Below are 16825 nucleotides of genomic sequence, written 5' to 3'. Positions count from 1 at the left end.
GGAGGGTAGTGACGCGGACTGATGGATGTCCGTCCAAGCAGTGAGGCTGATGTGTAGGCAAATCCGCACATCGATAAGGCTGGGCTGTGATGGGGAGTGAAAATTACAGTAGCGAAGGTCATGATCTCACACTGCCAAGAAAAGCCTCTAGTCAGGTGAAGGTGCCCGTACCGCAAACCGACACAGGTAGGCGAGAAGAGAATTCTAAGGCGCGCGGAAGAACTCTCGTTAAGGAACTCGGCAAAATGACCCCGTAACTTCGGGAGAAGGGGTGCCTCGGTAGGGTGAATAGCCCGAGGGGGCCGCAGTGAAAAGGCCCAAGCGACTGTTTAGCAAAAACACAGGTCTGTGCGAAGCCGTAAGGCGAAGTATACGGGCTGACGCCTGCCCGGTGCTGGAAGGTTAAGGGGAGCGGTTAGGAGCAATCCGAAGCTGTGAACCGAAGCCCCAGTAAACGGCGGCCGTAACTATAACGGTCCTAAGGTAGCGAAATTCCTTGTCAGGTAAATTCTGACCCGCACGAATGGCGTAACGACTTGGGCGCTGTCTCAACGAGAGATCCGGTGAAATTTTAATACCTGTGAAGATGCAGGTTACCCGCGACAAGACGGAAAGACCCCATGGAGCTTTACTGCAGCTTGATATTGGATTTGGGTACGATCTGTACAGGATAGGTGGGAGCCTTTGAAGCATGAGCGCCAGCTTGTGTGGAGGCGACGTTGGGATACCACCCTGATCGTATCTAGGTTCTAACTTGGTACCGTGATCCGGTGCGAGGACAGTGTCAGGCGGGCAGTTTGACTGGGGCGGTCGCCTCCTAAAGAGTAACGGAGGCGCCCCAAGGTTCCCTCAGAATGGTTGGAAATCATTCGAAGAGTGCAAAGGCATAAGGGAGCTTGACTGCGAGACCTACAAGTCGAGCAGGGACGAAAGTCGGGCTTAGTGATCCGGTGGTACCGCATGGAAGGGCCATCGCTCAACGGATAAAAGCTACCCTGGGGATAACAGGCTTATCTCCCCCAAGAGTCCACATCGACGGGGAGGTTTGGCACCTCGATGTCGGCTCATCGCATCCTGGGGCTGAAGTAGGTCCCAAGGGTTGGGCTGTTCGCCCATTAAAGCGGTACGCGAGCTGGGTTCAGAACGTCGTGAGACAGTTCGGTCCCTATCTGTCGTGGGCGTAGGAAATTTGAGAGGAGCTGTCCTTAGTACGAGAGGACCGGGATGGACGTACCGCTGGTGCACCAGTTGTTCCGCCAGGAGCATGGCTGGGTAGCTACGTACGGAAGGGATAAGCGCTGAAAGCATCTAAGCGTGAAGCCCCCCTCAAGATGAGATTTCCCAACTAGTAAGACCCCTTGAAGACGACGAGGTAGATAGGTTGGAGGTGGAAGTGCAGCAATGCATGGAGCTGACCAATACTAATCGGTCGAGGGCTTATCCAAAAACACCCCAAAAAGTGAAGCTAAGCGTTGAAGCTGATGCCGAATACTTTTCGGGGACCCCGATACCACATCGGGTAATGCTACGGATATCTAATACACGCAAATTTCGTTTCGTATCTAGTTTTCAGGTGATCAAAACTGAATTGGAAGTGTACAAGTTATACTTGCAAGGAGGACGATCACGGCATTTGGCGATGCCGGATCCTGAATATACGTTTGGTGGCGATAGCGGAAGGGTTCCACGCGTACCCATACCGAACACGACCGTTAAGCCTTCCAGCGCCGATGGTACTTGGACCGCAGGGTCCCGGGAGAGTAGGACGTCGCCAAGCGAATACATATTCCCTGATAGCTCAGTTGGTAGAGCACTCGACTGTTAATCGAGTTGTCACAGGTTCGAGTCCTGTTCGGGGAGCCATACGGAGAGGTGTCCGAGTTGGTCGAAGGAGCACGATTGGAAATCGTGTAGGCGCCAAAAGCGTCTCGAGGGTTCGAATCCCTCTCTCTCCGCCAGCAAGGACTTCATATATGGCCCGTTGGTCAAGGGGTTAAGACACCTCCCTTTCACGGAGGTAACAGGGGTTCGAATCCCCTACGGGTCACCATTATCTATATTGCTTCTGGGGATGAGAATCCTATCATTATGAAATACAGTTGGAGGCTTAGCTCAGCTGGGAGAGCATCTGCCTTACAAGCAGAGGGTCGGGGGTTCGAACCCCTCAGCCTCCACCATATATACACCTTTTAATGACGCGGGGTGGAGCAGTTCGGTAGCTCGTCGGGCTCATAACCCGAAGGTCGTAGGTTCAAATCCTGCCCCCGCAACCAATTTAATCACTAGAATAAGTGATTAAGCCTCATGGAACTGTGGTGTAGAGGCCTAACATGCCTGCCTGTCACGCAGGAGATCGCGGGTTCGAATCCCGTCAGTTCCGCCATTCTTACAAGCTTCAGGGATGAGAACTCATATACTTGGGTTCGTCGAAGCATCATCTTCGTTAGCATAGACTTCGCAGTCTCGAACGAAGAGAGAGTATCCCGTCAGTTCCGCCATTCTTTACTCTTAGTAATAAGAGCCATTAGCTCAGTTGGTAGAGCACCTGACTTTTAATCAGGGTGTCGAAGGTTCGAGTCCTTCATGGCTCACCATTTTTACCAATGTGAGTACAGGATGGAATACATATTACATTGCGGACGTGGCTCAGCGGTAGAGCATCGCCTTGCCAAGGCGAGGGTCGCGGGTTCGATTCCCGTCGTCCGCTCCATTATGCGCCCTTAGCTCAGCTGGATAGAGCGTTTGACTACGAATCAAAAGGTCGGGAGTTCGAATCTCTCAGGGCGTGCCATTTTTCTTAAAAAAAATATTAAAATATTTGATTCATACAAAATTTCATTATGCCGGTGTGGCGGAATTGGCAGACGCGCGCGACTCAAAATCGTGAGGGAAACCGTGGGGGTTCGAGTCCCTTCACCGGCATTTATTAACGGGATGTAGCTCAGCTTGGTAGAGCACCTGGTTTGGGACCAGGGGGTCGCATGTTCAAATCGTGTCATCCCGATTCAAATAGAAAGACTGCTTTCAGATCATCTGAAAGCAGTCTTTCTTTGTTGCAGGTAGAAAATAATTCTAATTATAAATGCTTTGCTGAATAATTTGGCAGTGTCCCGGTCACAATATGAAAAACATTGAATAGAAGGGGATTACCTTGAGTGTTTTTCATTTTTTCAAGAAACTGTTCAGAAAACGCTGGAGACGCTGGAGACGCGCCATTTGGTCTTGTGCGATCGTTCTGATCGCAGGTGTCGTGATATGGTCCGGCCAGAATATAAAAGATCAGATGAAGAAGCTGCTCACGGCTACATCAGATGAAACACCACTGGCTGTGGAAACGATGCACTACCTGAAGATTGAAGACGACAAGCAGGAAGAGCGCATAGAGGATCAAAGGGAATTCATGCAGAAGTTGAATACGTCAAAGGGTAAGAAACATGTTCACGTTCGCATAACGTATGTGTGTGGCACCGAAGAACAAGATTTGGGACGGCTCACGCCAGACGGTATTTATGAATTGATGAATAAAAATCCTTTATGGCAGGGACGGTTGGATGATAAAGGCGAAGTCTGGCTGGAGCAAACCATTTCAGATCTTTCGCCAGCTTGTAAGAGACAAGCATATATTAGCGTCGATTCCAAAGGCAATTTAACGCTGTTTGATGGTCCGCCGGAAGAGGAGAAGGTCATGCGAACCTTTTTTCAGCTTGATGTCGGTTCGATGGAGTCTTCTTTGCCTAAGGATGTCATTAAGCAATTAGAAGACGGTATTCGTATTCAGGACATTGAAGAGTATAACAGTGTACTGTCAACCTTTAGCGACTACGCTCGGGATATGGCCGAGAATGTCATGAAGCCAAGCCCTTAAGTAGTTTCTGTTTTTGTATTTGCCGAATTAAGATAAAAAACTGCCCGAATCATTCGGGCAGTTTTTTGCGTTTCCGGGACAGCCGGAGAGAGCAAATATGAAAGTTATATTACGGCTAATCAAAGGTTTAAAGTTTTTCCTCAACTGAAGTCGATCTTTTGTTATAATGAGAGAACGATACATATGTTCGCTTCATCAGAGGAGAGATTGGTTTTGCGTATTTTAGGGATCGACCCGGGGATTGCGATTGTGGGTTTCGGGTTTGTAGATAAGGTTGGGAGCAAGGTGACTCCGGTGCAGTATGGCTGCATCCAGACGGAAGCCCATACACCGGATGAGGAGAGGCTGCTTCATGTATATGAAGGCATGCAGCAGCTTATTGATAAATACGAGCCTGAGGCTGTGGCATTTGAGAAATTGTTCTTTAACCGCAATGTAACGACGGCCATGTCGGTATCCCAAGCCAGAGGTGTTCTCATTCTTGCTGCCATCCAGCGGGGACTTCCGATTGCAGAGTATACACCGATGCAGGTGAAGCAGGCGATCGTCGGTTATGGCAAGGCAGAGAAGAAACAAGTTCAGGAGATGGTCAGGATGTTCCTGAAGCTGCAGAGCATCCCTAAACCTGACGATGTGGCAGATGCATTGGCGGTAGCGATTTGTCATGCGCATTCATATACACTTAATTCCAAGTTAAATGAGGTATTGCGAAAATGATCGATTTTTTACGGGGACAGGTTGTCCACTTAGAAAGTGAATATATTGTACTGGATGTTCAGGGAGTCGGATACCGCGTGTTCTGCCCGAATCCGTATGCTTTTGCGAAAACCGAAGGGACAGTGACGGTGTATACACACCATCATGTGCGTGATGATGCGATCCTATTGTTTGGCTTCCCGTCAAGGGAGGAGCAAAAATTATTCCGTAAACTCATTGAGGTTTCGGGGATCGGACCGCGCGTGGCCCTTGGCATTTTGGGTGGGGGGTCTCCGGACCATGTTGTTTCAGCGATCTATCAGGAGAACGTATCCTTTCTCGTCAAACTGCCAGGAATCGGTAAGAAAACAGCGCAGCGCATGATTCTGGATCTTAAGGATAAACTCGAAGGATTCGGCAATGCGACGATGATGACAGGACTTTTTGCAATACAGGAACCGGAAGCGGAGAATGATGGTTCGGCATGGTCAGAGGCTCGCGAGGGATTGAAGGCTTTGGGTTACACGGATAGTGAACTGGACAAGGTCTGGCTCAAGATTAAGGATTCTGGGGCCAGCGGTGAATCCGTCGATGTGCTGATGAAACGGGCGCTGCAGCAGCTATTTGCTGGTTAGATAGAGAAATCGCTGCAGGAAAGGAGTTTTGTAGATGGACGATCGAATTATTTCCGCCAATCTGATGATGGACGAACAGGCTGTCGAGCTTAGTTTGCGTCCGCGTTATTTGGCTGAATATATAGGACAGAATCAGGTTAAGGAAAATCTCAAGGTATATATCGAAGCTGCAAAAATGCGCAACGAAGCGCTTGATCACGTGTTATTGTACGGCCCACCGGGGCTTGGCAAAACGACCCTGGCTAATATTATTGCCAATGAGCTTGGTGTTAATCTACGGACGACGTCCGGTCCGGCAATCGAACGACCGGGAGATTTGGCTGCACTTCTTACCAATCTGCAGGAAGGGGATGTCTTGTTTATTGATGAGATCCATCGCCTGCACCGGACGGTAGAGGAAGTGATGTATCCGGCCATGGAGGATTTTGCGCTGGATATAATGATTGGCAAAGGGCCAAGCGCACGCTCTGTGCGTCTGGATCTGCCGCCGTTCACGTTAATAGGCGCCACAACCAGGGCTGGGCTGCTCTCTGCGCCGCTTAGGGACCGTTTTGGAGTGGTTAGCCGGTTGGAATTCTATACGGTGGACGAGCTAAGTTACATCGTGTCACGCAATGCGGATCTCTTGGGGATTGAGATACTAGGTGATGCCGCTGACGAGATTGCCCTGAGATCGAGGGGGACACCTCGTATCGCTAACCGGCTCTTGAAGCGAGTACGTGATTACGCCCAGGTTCGCGGCGATGGGATGATAACGCCAGCCATTGCTCAAGAGGCGTTGAAGATGCTCCAGATTGACCCGATGGGTTTGGATTTTATCGATCATAAAATGCTTAATGCTATGATTCGAAGTTTCCGAGGCGGGCCAGTGGGTCTGGATACGATTGCGGCAACGATCGGAGAAGAGAGTCAAACGATTGAAGATGTGTATGAACCGTATCTCTTGCAGATTGGCTTTTTGCAGCGGACACCGCGGGGCAGGGTCGTTACTCCCACAGCATATCAACATTTAGGCATTCCTTTTCCGGAGGACCGCCGTTAGTTTATAGAGTCATGAAATTCATACTACATCCTAAAAGCTACAGGAGGAAAGACGCAAATGGATAGGAACTGGACGAAATCATTATTCCGCTGGTCCGCAAAAGGATTCTTGGCACTGACAATTGCAGGAAGTGTATGGAGCGCACCAGCCGTGCATGCGGCTGCTCCTTCATTGGATACGATACGAGTCGCGATGTTTTTGGATCTGGGAAGTCAGTATAAGTCAACAACGAATGCAGTTACTCTGCAATCCATGGAAGCTTTAACGGCTTCACTGCTTGCTGCTGGCACTCTGGAAACACTCGTAAATATTCCTGCCAATCAGCAGGTTCGGATGAGTGTGGATACATACCGCGTCAAGGTGCTTGAGACAACGGATTGGAAAACAGCTTCAGAAGCAGCGAAGAAGCTGCAGGGCACGAGCGACAAACCGATGCTGTTTATTGATGGCAAGGTATATAAACTGTATGCCGGTATGTATGGAACCGAGAAATCAGCTATTGAAGCAGCAGCGAGAACAGCAAAGACTGCGGCTGCTCATCTGAACGGACAGACCCCTTCCGTCAAAGGCGGATTGCATCTGTCGGCTGGATCGTATGGCTCAGAAGCCCAGGCGGAGACGGTTCGTAAATCGTTTGCGGATGCAGGCATTGATGCATTCAACGTGCTGGTGCCGGCGGGAGGAGCTTCTACTTATGAGGTATGGGTAGGGGAAGCCGCGAACACATCGGATTTGGCAGCAATCAAACAGGAAGCGGGAAAAGTTTCTGCTGCACTTGTCGAACAGGATGCTAATACTTCAGGACTGATTCTGAGACGCGATGTCAGCCTGAACCTGGCAACCCCTCAAGAAACACAGCATTACATGTTGGCGGGCGCTCAGTCCACACTGCGCCTGGAAGGGAAGACAGGGGCTGCAACAAATGTGAAAGAGCGCACGGATCGTTCTTATCGAGGGACATTTGAGATCGGGCAAAAGAACGGCCAACTCTATCTTGTGAATGAATTGCCGTTCCAGCAGTACCTGTATTCCGTTGTCGGCGCCGAAGTGCCGTCTTCCTGGGGAGCAGAGGCTCTGAAAGCTCAAGCCGTTGCAGCGCGCAGTTATGCTCTATTCCAAGGCAGCAAGTTTGAAGTAGCACATGTGGTGGATACAACATTAAGCCAAGCCTATTATGGAACAGCCTATGAGTATGCCAGCATTATTCAGGCTGTAGATGCCACTGAAGGCGAAGTTGTTTTGAAGGACGGCAAGCTCGTGGAAACCGTATTTTCCTCCAACAGCGGGGGGATGACGGCGGACTCCACTGAGGTATGGGGAAACCGGAACGATCTGTTTACAGCAGTGGAAAGCCCAGGGGATTCTTCGTCCCAAGCTGCGCTCAAGTCATGGTATCATGTGCTCCTTCCGAGCGGGGTTACCGGTTATGTCCGTGAGGACAATGCAAAAGAAACCGGCAATAAAACCTCGGCAGGGCTTCTGTACATGACCGTCACTTCCAAGGATACGAATGTGCGGCAATTGCCGTTAATCCAATCGAACGTTGAGCCTGTGGGCAAGATGAATCCGGGAGACACTGCCGTTATTCTTGAAAAGGTGGCGGAGTCCAACAGTTATGATTGGGTTCGCGGTCCTTATACTTCAGACGAATTGCTGGCCTCTCTAAAAGGAAAAACAACTAACAGCCTGCCTGCCTCTATTTCTTCATTGGATGTAACGGAGCGAGGCCCATCCGGGCGTGCCCTTACGGTTAAAGCTAATGGACAAGTGCTGGACGTCAAATATCCGGATATGTTCCGCTCTGCTTTCAACGGTCTGCCAAGCACACTGTTTGATATTGAATCAACCGGAAGTTATACTGTATTGAGCGCGAATGGTGCGGTATCAACGGTTTCAAGCGGTCAAACGGTATCGGTCATCTCTGGAAGCGGAAACGGAAATGTTAGAGGCTCCGGGACCGTTGTGATGAATGGAACAGGGAAAGCACGTGTAATCGAGAACTCTTCCGGCTTCAAATTTACCGGCAAAGGCTTCGGTCATGGACTCGGCATGTCGCAGTGGGGTGCCAAAGGAATGGCCGATGAAGGGTATGATTATAAGCAGATACTCCAACACTATTACCGCAACACGATTATTACGAAGGACTGACCGACATGAATGTAGATTTGTATGATTTTGAATTACCCGAACAATTGATTGCGCAGACACCGCTGCTTGATCGAAGTTCGTCAAGACTTCTCACCCTTAACAAAGAGAGCGGGCAAATCAGTCATCAAACGTTCGCAGATATTATAGACAGCCTGAATGCGGGAGACACGCTTGTATTAAATGATACGAAGGTGATTCCTGCACGATTGTTCGGCGAAAAGGAAGATACCGGTGCCAAGGCAGAGGTCCTTCTGCTGAAGAGTATGGGGCAAGACCGATGGGAAGCACTGGTGAAACCCGGCAAGAAGTTGAAAAAGGGAAATGTGATTTCCTTTGGTGATGGCAAATTAAAAGCGGTCATTGAGGAGGAAGGAGAGATGGGTGCTCGCACCCTTTCCTTCTCTTATAAAGGGATTTTTCAGGAGATTCTGGATGAGCTGGGTCAAATGCCGCTCCCGCCTTATATTAAAGAGAAGCTGGATGACCGGGATCGTTATCAGACCGTATACGCGAAGCACGAAGGATCCGCAGCTGCACCGACAGCAGGCCTTCACTTCACAGAGGCACTCCTGGAACAGATCCGTGCCAAGGGGGTGGACATCGCCTTCATCACCCTGCATGTGGGACTGGGAACATTCCGTCCGATGTCCGTGGATGTGGTCGAGGATCATGTCATGCATGAAGAGTATTATTCTCTCTCTCAGGAGACGGCAGATCTGCTTAATGAAACGAAGCGGCGCGGCGGCCGGGTCATAGCTGTTGGAACGACCTCATGCCGAACGCTGGAAACGGTAGGCTCACAGATGAACGGCGAGCCTCTCCGGGAGAGCAGCGGCTGGACAAGTATTTTTATCTATCCCGGGTATTCGTTTACGGTCGTGGATGCACTGATCACGAATTTCCATCTTCCCAAATCCACGCTGGTTATGCTGGTCAGTGCGCTGGCTGGACGTGAACACATTATGAAAGCGTACAAGGAAGCAGTTGAAGACAAGTACCGCTTCTTCAGCTTTGGCGACGCTATGTTTATCTATTAACTTCGGAGGTTGGTAATCACAATGGCAGCAGCTGTTACGTATGAACATATTAAAACGTGCAAACAATCAGGCGCTAGGCTTGGCAGGGTGCACACTCCTCACGGTGTGATCGATACACCGACTTTTATGCCGGTCGGAACATTGGCAACCGTAAAAACCATGAGCCCGGAAGAACTCAAAGCCATGGATGCTCACATTATTTTGAGTAATACCTATCATCTCTTTCTTCGTCCCGGGCATGACATCGTCAAGGAAGCAGGCGGACTGCACAAATTCATGAACTGGGATCGGCCGATCTTGACCGACAGCGGCGGCTTTCAGGTATTCAGCTTGGCAGAAATGAGGAAAATAACGGAGGAAGGCGTACATTTCCGTTCCCATCTGAACGGAGATAAATTGTTCATCTCTCCCGAGGTTGCCATGGAGATTCAGAACGCGCTGGGATCTGATATTATGATGGCCTTTGATGAATGCCCGCCTTATCCTGCGGAGTACGAATATGTGAAACAATCCACTGAGCGTACTTCCCGCTGGGCTGAACGCTGCCTTAAGAGTCATGCCAGACCGGAAGATCAAGCCCTGTTCGCGATCGTCCAGGGAGGCATGCATGAGGATCTGCGCCGCCAGAGCGCCCGGGATTTGACTTCCATGGATTTCCCGGGTTATGCTATTGGTGGACTTAGTGTGGGAGAATCGAAGCAGCTGATGTATGAAGTGCTGGATCACACGGTACCCCTGCTGCCGAACAATAAGCCTCGCTATTTGATGGGAGTCGGATCACCCGATGCGTTGATTGAGGGCTCGATTCGTGGTGTGGATATGTTCGATTGCGTGCTTCCGACTCGGATTGCCCGCAACGGGACAACGATGACAAGTCAAGGCCGTCTTGTCGTTCGAAATGCTCAATATGCCAGGGATTACGGACCGCTGGATCCGGAATGCGACTGCTACACTTGCCGTAACTACTCGCGTGCTTATTTGCGTCATCTGATCAAGAGCGATGAAACGTTCGGAATGAGATTGACGACGTATCATAATCTGCATTTCCTGCTCAATTTGATGCGGGGCGTACGCCAGAGTATTATGGAAGACCGTCTGCTTGATTTCCGCGATGAGTTTTTTGATAAGTACGGCCTACATGATAATAAAAAAGGGTTTTAAATTAAAATCATGGCCATCATGATAAGTTTTATGAAAGGGGGGAAAGATATGATAGAAACTTTTGATTTAGCAGCAGCGGCGAATGGCGGCAGTGGCGGCATATTAGGTCTGATCTTGCCATTCGTATTGATGTTTGTTATCTTCTATTTCCTGCTTATTCGTCCACAGCAGAAGAAACAGAAGACTAGAAACGCAATGCTTAGCGCCTTGTCCAAAGGCGACAAAGTGGTAACAATTGGAGGACTTCACGGCACGATCGTGGAGATTACCGACGATATTGTGGTCTTGAAAGTGAACGATGTAACGAAGTTGACGTTCGACCGCAACTCGATCAGCCACAGTGTAAGCACGGATGCATAATCACGTCTCACCTACATACGGGATGTAATCGTGAAGATATGACAGCCATAACAAAGGCCGGTTCCTGATGGAATCGGCCTTTGTTTTTTTTGTGAGTAAAAGTGTAGCAATGGACTGTTCATGGAAGATTTAGGAAGTGTGTTATTTCTTCAAATTGACCCCGAACATTCCCCCGATTGCGCCAGCAGCAAAAACCATGGCAATCAGTGTCAAGTCTCCAAGAGACAAGGAGCTATCCAGGGCAAGAAAGCCAATGACGAGCAGTGTAACGCCGTATAACAGCCCTGTGAGGCAGCCGTAATACCAGCCTTTGTTTCCTGCTCGCTTCCCGCTTACACATCCACCGATAAACGCTGCGATAGCATGTACGAGAAACGTATAAAAGGATAAGTCGTCTTCAGCCAGCCCGCTGCTCCATAGCAGCAGTGATAAAGCCAGTGCACCCAGAAACATCCAGAAAAAAGAATACAAAAGACCTGAAAGAATCGGATTGGAGATCCTAAAGGTAAATACTCGCCGGATTGGTTCCATGAATCGTCCCCCTTAACTAATCTTGATTATTAAACATTGTATGGCCAAGCCTGTACATATAGTACAAACTGAACATTTTGCAACCGGTTTTGCATGATTACCATTAATTAAGCAATTGTAATCGAATGGGAAGAGGTGCAGCAGGCCAGAATAGCTGTACATGAGAATGTTCGACAAGCTAGGGAGGGATTGTTTATGTCTCATATGACTATTCTGATTCTGCGGACCATTCTGATGTATGTGGTCATTTTTGTCACCATGCGAATCATGGGCAAAAGGGAAATCGGAAAGCTGTCCATCTTCGATTTGGTCATATCCATCATGATCGCTGAAATTGCCGTTTTTGTACTGGAAGATGTCAATAAACCGATTTGGGAAGGGCTTGCTCCTATCGCCGTTCTGGTGGGCATTCAGGTAGGGCTTGCTTACATTGGCTTGAAGAATCGAAAGATACGCCTGTTTGCAGACGGAAGGCCAAGCGTATTGGTGTCCCGTGGCAAGCTGCACCGCAAAGAGATGACAAAATTGCGCTATAATCTGGATGATTTGATGCAGCAGCTAAGAGGCAAAGACATCGACAGCCTGGCGGATGTGGAGTTTGCGATTCTCGAAACTTCCGGCCAGCTCACCGTCATTCCAAAGGATGCTGACAGCAGTTCGAATAGCTCCAACAGCAGCAGCCACTCTTCAAGTTCATCAGAGACCCCGAGTTCCGCAAATTCTTCCGGTTCTTCTTCATCCAAATCCACATCCAAGGAAGTAGATCCAACCGTCGTCGATATTCCATACCACAAAATTACGTACGAAGGGCTTCCCATTCCGCTTATACTGGATGGAAAGGTACAGGACGAAAATCTGGAATTAATTGAAAAAACACGATTCTGGCTTAAAAACGAGATTCAAAATCATGGTGCCAAAGATTTTAAAGATATATTTTTGTGCTCGATTGACCATAAAGGACGTATTTACATTGACCGCAAGAATCGGGATTAACGGCGGCTCAATCGGCTGAACCAGGAACCAACGACGGGAACACGCTCCAGGTCACGAGGAGTGACCAGCCTGGTCATAAAAATCACGATCAAATAGACCATGACTCCAACCGTCGCAGAGGCCAGGAATTGCAGCCACGGTAAGGATGCAAACGGAAGATGTTTATAGCCATACAGAACACAGGCGCCCATAATGATCATAACGGCTCCGATTTTCACATAATCAAGCAGGCGGAACCGAAAGCCGATCAGTCTCGACAGGCTAAATCCATGCAGCAAAGTGACAGCGATGCTGTTTACGATGATGGCGATCACGGCACCCTTGATGCCGAAGGCCGGATTGGATGCCAAATAAACGATGAGGCTCATTTTGATGATAGCTCCGACCAGAGTATTCAATAGAGCACGACCTGGTCGGTCGAGTGCCTGCAGTGCAGCTTGCAGGGGGGACTGCACGTACAAAAACAAAGCGAAGGGCGCCATGATTTTGAGCATATCGCTAATCTCGCTATTGTCGTATAACAGCAGACATAGCGGCTCGGCCAAAACAAACATGAGGATAGCAAAGGGAGCGCCTGAGACAAGGGCAAGCCGAAGGGATTGGTTCATCCGTTTGTGTATGGTAGCCCGATCATTACGCGCGGCTGCTTCTGAGAGTGAAGGAACAAGGGAAATGGCGAGAGAGACGGTCAGGGCACCGGGCAATAGCAGAAGCGGGATAATCATGCCCTGGAGAGCTCCATACTGGGCGGTAGCTACGGATGTCGCAATACCTGCCATGGCCAGACTGCGATTCGTCAGAATGGTCTCCAGCAAGTAAGAGAAGGAGCCAACCATTTTACCGCCGGTGACGGGTAAAGCGATACCGAATAAACGTTTCAGGATGCCTTTATTGGTGGGGGGCGTTTCCTTCACAATCGGTGCCGTGATTGCCTCTTGTGGTGATCTCGGCATCAGTTTGTTGGTTCTGCGTCCCTCACCAGAATATTGCAGCAGCAGTGCAATCATCCCGATCAGCTCTCCGACAGCTGTGCCGAGCATGGCTCCTGCCGCGCCGTATGCGATACCTTTGGGCATCAACAGATGGGCAAACCACAGCATGCAAATAATTCGGACAATCGTCTCGATCACAGAGGAGCTTGCGGAGGGAATCATGTTTTGTTTTCCTTGGAAGTATCCTCGATACACGGACGAAACGGCAATGATGATCAGCATGGGTGTCATGCTGATGAAGGTTTGATATACACGCTCGTCCGGCAAAAGAACACCGGTTACCCAAGGAGCAAGCAGCAGACTGAGTCCTGTAAAGAGGGTACCTGCTATCAGGGTCAGCATAAGGCTTACATGAAGAATCTGCTTGGAGGCATCCTGCTTCCCGGCTCCTTCGGCTTCAGCAACCATTTTGGCAATGGCCAGCGGAATTCCGCCCGTAATGATAGTTACGAGCACGATAAAGAAGGGATACCCCAACTGGTAAATGCCGACACCCTCGGGTCCAATGATCCGGGGGAGGGCGATACGGGGAATAAACCCGAGTAGGCGGTTTAATATGCCGGCTGCAAGTAAGATCAGCGTTCCTTTAATAAATGATTGCTTGTTCACTGTCCATCCCACTCCCTGGTTAAGACTGAATACGATGACACAACATGGCTATTCTTATGGATATGCCCTACCTGTCCCATCTGATGACTTTACTTTTTTTTCAGGACATGGTAGGAATAGAAGGAAAGCAAAGTAGGATGTCGAATGTATTTTAGGGACAACAGGGAGTCAGTGAGGAGGCCATATGCATGGAACTCGAGCAAATGAGCGAGGAAGAATTGATGAGCACCATTGAGATGGTATGCTTGAGCAAAGTTGAAGAAATGCATCTGATCGGGTACGAATATGTGACCAGCGATGATATTTGGAACTGTGTCAGCAGCAAGTATGAGAAGGAAGGCGTCCCATCCCTCCACAAACTGGTCAACGACATTCTGTCCTTGAAGGCAACAGCATTAATGAACTATATGACAATATCAGCATATAAGGGATCTTCTTTCGATTAATCGGAGAGGTCCCTTTTGCCTTGCGGAATAAGGGTTCATCCATAAGCCCGACAAATTTTGATAAATTGACTGGGTTTTATGACATCGCTATAATAGGAATATTGAGTAAAAAGGGGGAACAAGGGACGGCATGAAGAGAATTATCAGTTTCGTTGGAACCGTGCTCGTGATCACTATTTTAATGGCCGTTACAACTCCAGGCTTGTTGAAAGAGGTCCGTCTTGGTTTGGATCTAAAGGGTGGATTTGAAATCCTTTATGAAGCCGAGCCATTAATGGAAGGTCAGCAAGTCACAAAAGAAGCACTGCAGGAAACAGCGAAGAGCTTGCAAAAGCGCGCTGATGCGATGGGAACGTCAGAGCCGGAGGTTACGCCGGAAGGGACAAACCGGATTCGCCTGAAAGTGGCGGGCGTAACGGATGAGGCCGAAGTTCGAAAAACAATGAAAGAACCTGCAAACCTCACATTCCGAAGCAATGACGGCTGTAAAGAAGGCGAGGAGTTTTGTAAAATAGAGCTCCGCGGCGACGATTTTGTCGAGAATGGCGCATCGGTTGCCTATGACACGCTTAATCAGCCTATGATAGATATTAAAGTGAAGGACAAAGGGAAGTTCGCTGAAATTACAGAACGTCTTCTTGGTCAAGAGCTCGCTATCTTCATGGATGACCAACTTCTGTCGGCTCCGACGGTACGAGCTGTATTGACAGACGGCACTGCGCAAATTACAGGGAATTACTCCCTAGATGAAGCAAAACAGATCCGGGATACGATTAATCTCGGTGCTTTGCCACTGAAACTGGTAGAGAAATACTCCCAGAGCGTAGGGGCAACACTCGGTATGCAGTCTCTTACTAAAACGCTGCAAGCAGGTCTTATAGCGTCTGCTGCGATTCTGTTATTCATGATCATTAGATATCGTGTACCAGGTTTGCTTGCAAGTTTTGCACTCATTTTGCATACATGGCTGCTGATTCTTATTTTCGTATGGGCTGACTTTACCTTGACGCTTCCAGGTATCGCGGCATTCATACTTGGTATTGGTATGGCCGTTGATGCCAACATCATTACCTATGAACGTATTCGGGAAGAGATCAAGACAGGTAAGAGTGTGCCATCCGCAGTGAAATCGGGCGGTAAGTCGTCCCTGCGGGCAATTATGGACTCTAACTTGACAACGATTCTTGTTGCCGCTGTGATGTTCGGGTTTGGTACCGGTGCGGTTAAAGGTTTTGCGCTCGTATTGATCTTGGAGATTATCGTAAGTATTGCCACGAACGTTTATTTCTCCCGTTTCTTGCTCAATCTGCTTGTGAATATTGGTTGGGCCCGCAAACCGAGCCATTATGGCGTAAAGGAGCGTGACATTCGTGAGCTTTAAGAAATACGATTTCGTAAGCAAAAGCAGATTTTTCTATATACTATCCATAGCTATTACGATTCTGGGGTTGGTATTTCTCCTGACTCGAGGGCTTAACTACGGGGTTGACTTCCAATCAGGCTCCAACGTGGATATCTCACTCTCCAAACCGTTGACAACGGAGCAGATTGAATCCGTGCTAGCAGAAGCAGGGATCGGTGAAGATGCAAGTGTTACGCCGGGTAATGATCGTGTGAACATCCGGTTCAGCCAGGTACTCACCGAGGATCAGGATTTGAAGCTGAGATCCGGCATCGAGAAGCTGGATGACACGGCAACATTCGAGATCAATACGGTTGACCCCGAGATGGCCAAGGAGCTTGGACGGAACGCAATATATGCCGTACTTCTCTCATGTATCGGGATTATCATCTATGTCAGCATTCGCTTTGAATGGCGGTTTGCGATTGCAGCGATTGTAGCGCTCCTGCATGATGCATTTGTGGTTATCAGTATTTTCTCGATTCTCGGGTTGGAAGTGGATTTAACGTTCATCATTGCCGTTCTGACAATCATCGGTTATTCGATTAACGATACGATTGTTATCTTTGACCGGATACGGGAAAACTTAAGGTTTGCCAAGATTAAAAGATCATCGGATCTAAATGATCTCGTAAACAAAAGTTTGCACCAGACGCTCGGTCGTTCGATTTATACGGCTTTGTCCGTATTCATCGCTGCGTTCTTCATGCTCTTGCTTGGCGGTGAGTCGATTCAGATGTTCTCGCTGGCGATTTGTATCGGTTTGGCTTTCGGTGCGTATTCTTCGATCTTTATTGCGAGTCCGTTGTGGCTTGTGCTTAAAAAACGTAATGTCAGCAATAAACCGAATGCACCTAAACCAAACAAAGATAAAATTGAAATTTAATCCAATGGGCTGATGGCGTTGC

General features: G+C 48.9%; 14 protein-coding genes, 11 tRNA genes and 2 rRNA genes (1 of these 27 running past the window's edge). 25 read left to right on the top strand and 2 right to left on the bottom strand.

The window, feature by feature from the left end; genetic code table 11:
• The 21 genes from B9D94_RS21720 to yajC all read left to right on the top strand — a co-directional run.
• A 23S ribosomal RNA gene (locus tag B9D94_RS21720) occupies positions 1-1445 on the top strand (it extends 1601 nt beyond the left edge of the window).
• 215 nt (positions 1446-1660) lie between these two features.
• A 5S ribosomal RNA gene (gene rrf, locus B9D94_RS21715) occupies positions 1661-1777 on the top strand.
• A 10-nt stretch (positions 1778-1787) separates the two neighbouring features.
• Positions 1788-1863: transfer RNA gene (locus tag B9D94_RS21710), tRNA-Asn, on the top strand.
• A gap of 3 nt (positions 1864-1866) precedes the next feature.
• Positions 1867-1958: transfer RNA gene (locus tag B9D94_RS21705), tRNA-Ser, on the top strand.
• A gap of 17 nt (positions 1959-1975) precedes the next feature.
• Positions 1976-2050, top strand: a tRNA-Glu gene (locus B9D94_RS21700).
• Positions 2051-2101: 51 nt separating this feature from the next.
• Positions 2102-2177 (top strand) — tRNA-Val (locus B9D94_RS21695).
• 19 nt (positions 2178-2196) lie between these two features.
• Positions 2197-2273 (top strand) — tRNA-Met (locus B9D94_RS21690).
• A 33-nt stretch (positions 2274-2306) separates the two neighbouring features.
• Positions 2307-2383: transfer RNA gene (locus B9D94_RS21685), tRNA-Asp, on the top strand.
• 135 nt (positions 2384-2518) lie between these two features.
• Positions 2519-2594, top strand: a tRNA-Lys gene (locus B9D94_RS21680).
• A 41-nt stretch (positions 2595-2635) separates the two neighbouring features.
• Positions 2636-2710: transfer RNA gene (locus tag B9D94_RS21675), tRNA-Gly, on the top strand.
• 4 nt (positions 2711-2714) lie between these two features.
• Positions 2715-2791, top strand: a tRNA-Arg gene (locus tag B9D94_RS21670).
• A 51-nt stretch (positions 2792-2842) separates the two neighbouring features.
• Positions 2843-2922 (top strand) — tRNA-Leu (locus B9D94_RS21665).
• 8 nt (positions 2923-2930) lie between these two features.
• A tRNA-Pro gene (locus B9D94_RS21660) sits at positions 2931-3004 on the top strand.
• A 147-nt stretch (positions 3005-3151) separates the two neighbouring features.
• Positions 3152-3865: a BofC C-terminal domain-containing protein gene (locus B9D94_RS21655; protein WP_006208830.1), complete on the top strand. Its 714-nt coding sequence runs from the start codon at positions 3152-3154 to the stop codon at positions 3863-3865.
• A gap of 213 nt (positions 3866-4078) precedes the next feature.
• Positions 4079-4582: a crossover junction endodeoxyribonuclease RuvC gene (ruvC, locus tag B9D94_RS21650; RefSeq protein ID WP_006208831.1), complete on the top strand. Its 504-nt coding sequence runs from the start codon at positions 4079-4081 to the stop codon at positions 4580-4582.
• Positions 4579-5196, top strand: a complete 618-nt coding sequence (ruvA, locus tag B9D94_RS21645; RefSeq protein ID WP_036644842.1) for a Holliday junction branch migration protein RuvA — start codon at positions 4579-4581, stop codon at positions 5194-5196. Before ruvC ends, ruvA begins: the two co-directional genes overlap by 4 nt.
• A 34-nt stretch (positions 5197-5230) precedes the next feature.
• Positions 5231-6238 (top strand): Holliday junction branch migration DNA helicase RuvB, encoded by a 1008-nt coding sequence (gene ruvB, locus B9D94_RS21640; RefSeq protein WP_006208833.1) that lies wholly within the window; start codon positions 5231-5233, stop codon positions 6236-6238.
• A gap of 57 nt (positions 6239-6295) precedes the next feature.
• Complete coding sequence (locus tag B9D94_RS21635) at positions 6296-8386, top strand: SpoIID/LytB domain-containing protein (protein ID WP_148247960.1); 2091 nt, start codon at positions 6296-6298, stop codon at positions 8384-8386.
• A 5-nt stretch (positions 8387-8391) separates the two neighbouring features.
• On the top strand, positions 8392-9423 hold the full coding sequence (gene queA, locus B9D94_RS21630) for a tRNA preQ1(34) S-adenosylmethionine ribosyltransferase-isomerase QueA (protein WP_148247959.1): 1032 nt from the start codon (positions 8392-8394) through the stop codon (positions 9421-9423).
• A gap of 21 nt (positions 9424-9444) precedes the next feature.
• Complete coding sequence (gene tgt, locus B9D94_RS21625) at positions 9445-10584, top strand: tRNA guanosine(34) transglycosylase Tgt (protein ID WP_006208836.1); 1140 nt, start codon at positions 9445-9447, stop codon at positions 10582-10584.
• Positions 10585-10632: 48 nt separating this feature from the next.
• Positions 10633-10944: a preprotein translocase subunit YajC gene (gene yajC / locus B9D94_RS21620; RefSeq protein WP_040680433.1), complete on the top strand. Its 312-nt coding sequence runs from the start codon at positions 10633-10635 to the stop codon at positions 10942-10944.
• Positions 10945-11085: 141 nt separating this feature from the next.
• Here the strand turns inward: yajC and B9D94_RS21615 are convergent, their stop codons facing one another.
• On the bottom strand, positions 11086-11475 hold the full coding sequence (locus B9D94_RS21615) for a TIGR04086 family membrane protein (protein WP_006208838.1): 390 nt from the start codon (positions 11473-11475) through the stop codon (positions 11086-11088).
• Between the two features lie 195 nt (positions 11476-11670).
• Here B9D94_RS21615 and B9D94_RS21610 point away from each other — a divergent pair, with 195 nt between their 5' ends.
• The gene (locus B9D94_RS21610; protein WP_006208839.1) at positions 11671-12468 is read left to right on the top strand and encodes a DUF421 domain-containing protein; all 798 of its coding nucleotides are present in this window, start codon (positions 11671-11673) and stop codon (positions 12466-12468) included.
• On the opposite strand, the gene spoVB is transcribed toward B9D94_RS21610, so the two are convergent.
• Positions 12465-14069 (bottom strand): stage V sporulation protein B, encoded by a 1605-nt coding sequence (spoVB, locus tag B9D94_RS21605; RefSeq protein WP_063478874.1) that lies wholly within the window; start codon positions 14067-14069, stop codon positions 12465-12467. The genes B9D94_RS21610 and spoVB overlap by 4 nt on opposite strands.
• 188 nt (positions 14070-14257) lie before the next feature.
• Between spoVB and B9D94_RS21600 the strand changes: the two genes are divergently transcribed.
• The 3 genes from B9D94_RS21600 to secF all read left to right on the top strand — a co-directional run bounded on the left by B9D94_RS21600 (position 14258) and on the right by secF (position 16803).
• The gene (locus tag B9D94_RS21600; RefSeq protein WP_006208841.1) at positions 14258-14515 is read left to right on the top strand and encodes a post-transcriptional regulator; all 258 of its coding nucleotides are present in this window, start codon (positions 14258-14260) and stop codon (positions 14513-14515) included.
• 130 nt (positions 14516-14645) lie between these two features.
• Positions 14646-15896, top strand: coding sequence for a protein translocase subunit SecD (secD, locus tag B9D94_RS21595; protein WP_006208842.1), 1251 nt, complete (start codon positions 14646-14648; stop codon positions 15894-15896).
• On the top strand, positions 15886-16803 hold the full coding sequence (gene secF / locus B9D94_RS21590; protein WP_076153243.1) for a protein translocase subunit SecF: 918 nt from the start codon (positions 15886-15888) through the stop codon (positions 16801-16803). Before secD ends, secF begins: the two co-directional genes overlap by 11 nt.
• Positions 16804-16825: the final 22 nt, after the last annotated feature.

This window comes from Paenibacillus sp. Cedars (assembly GCF_003184205.1).
GTDB classification, from domain to species: domain Bacteria; phylum Bacillota; class Bacilli; order Paenibacillales; family Paenibacillaceae; genus Paenibacillus_AQ; species Paenibacillus_AQ glucanolyticus.
This window is presented reverse-complemented; position numbering and strand designations above follow the sequence as displayed.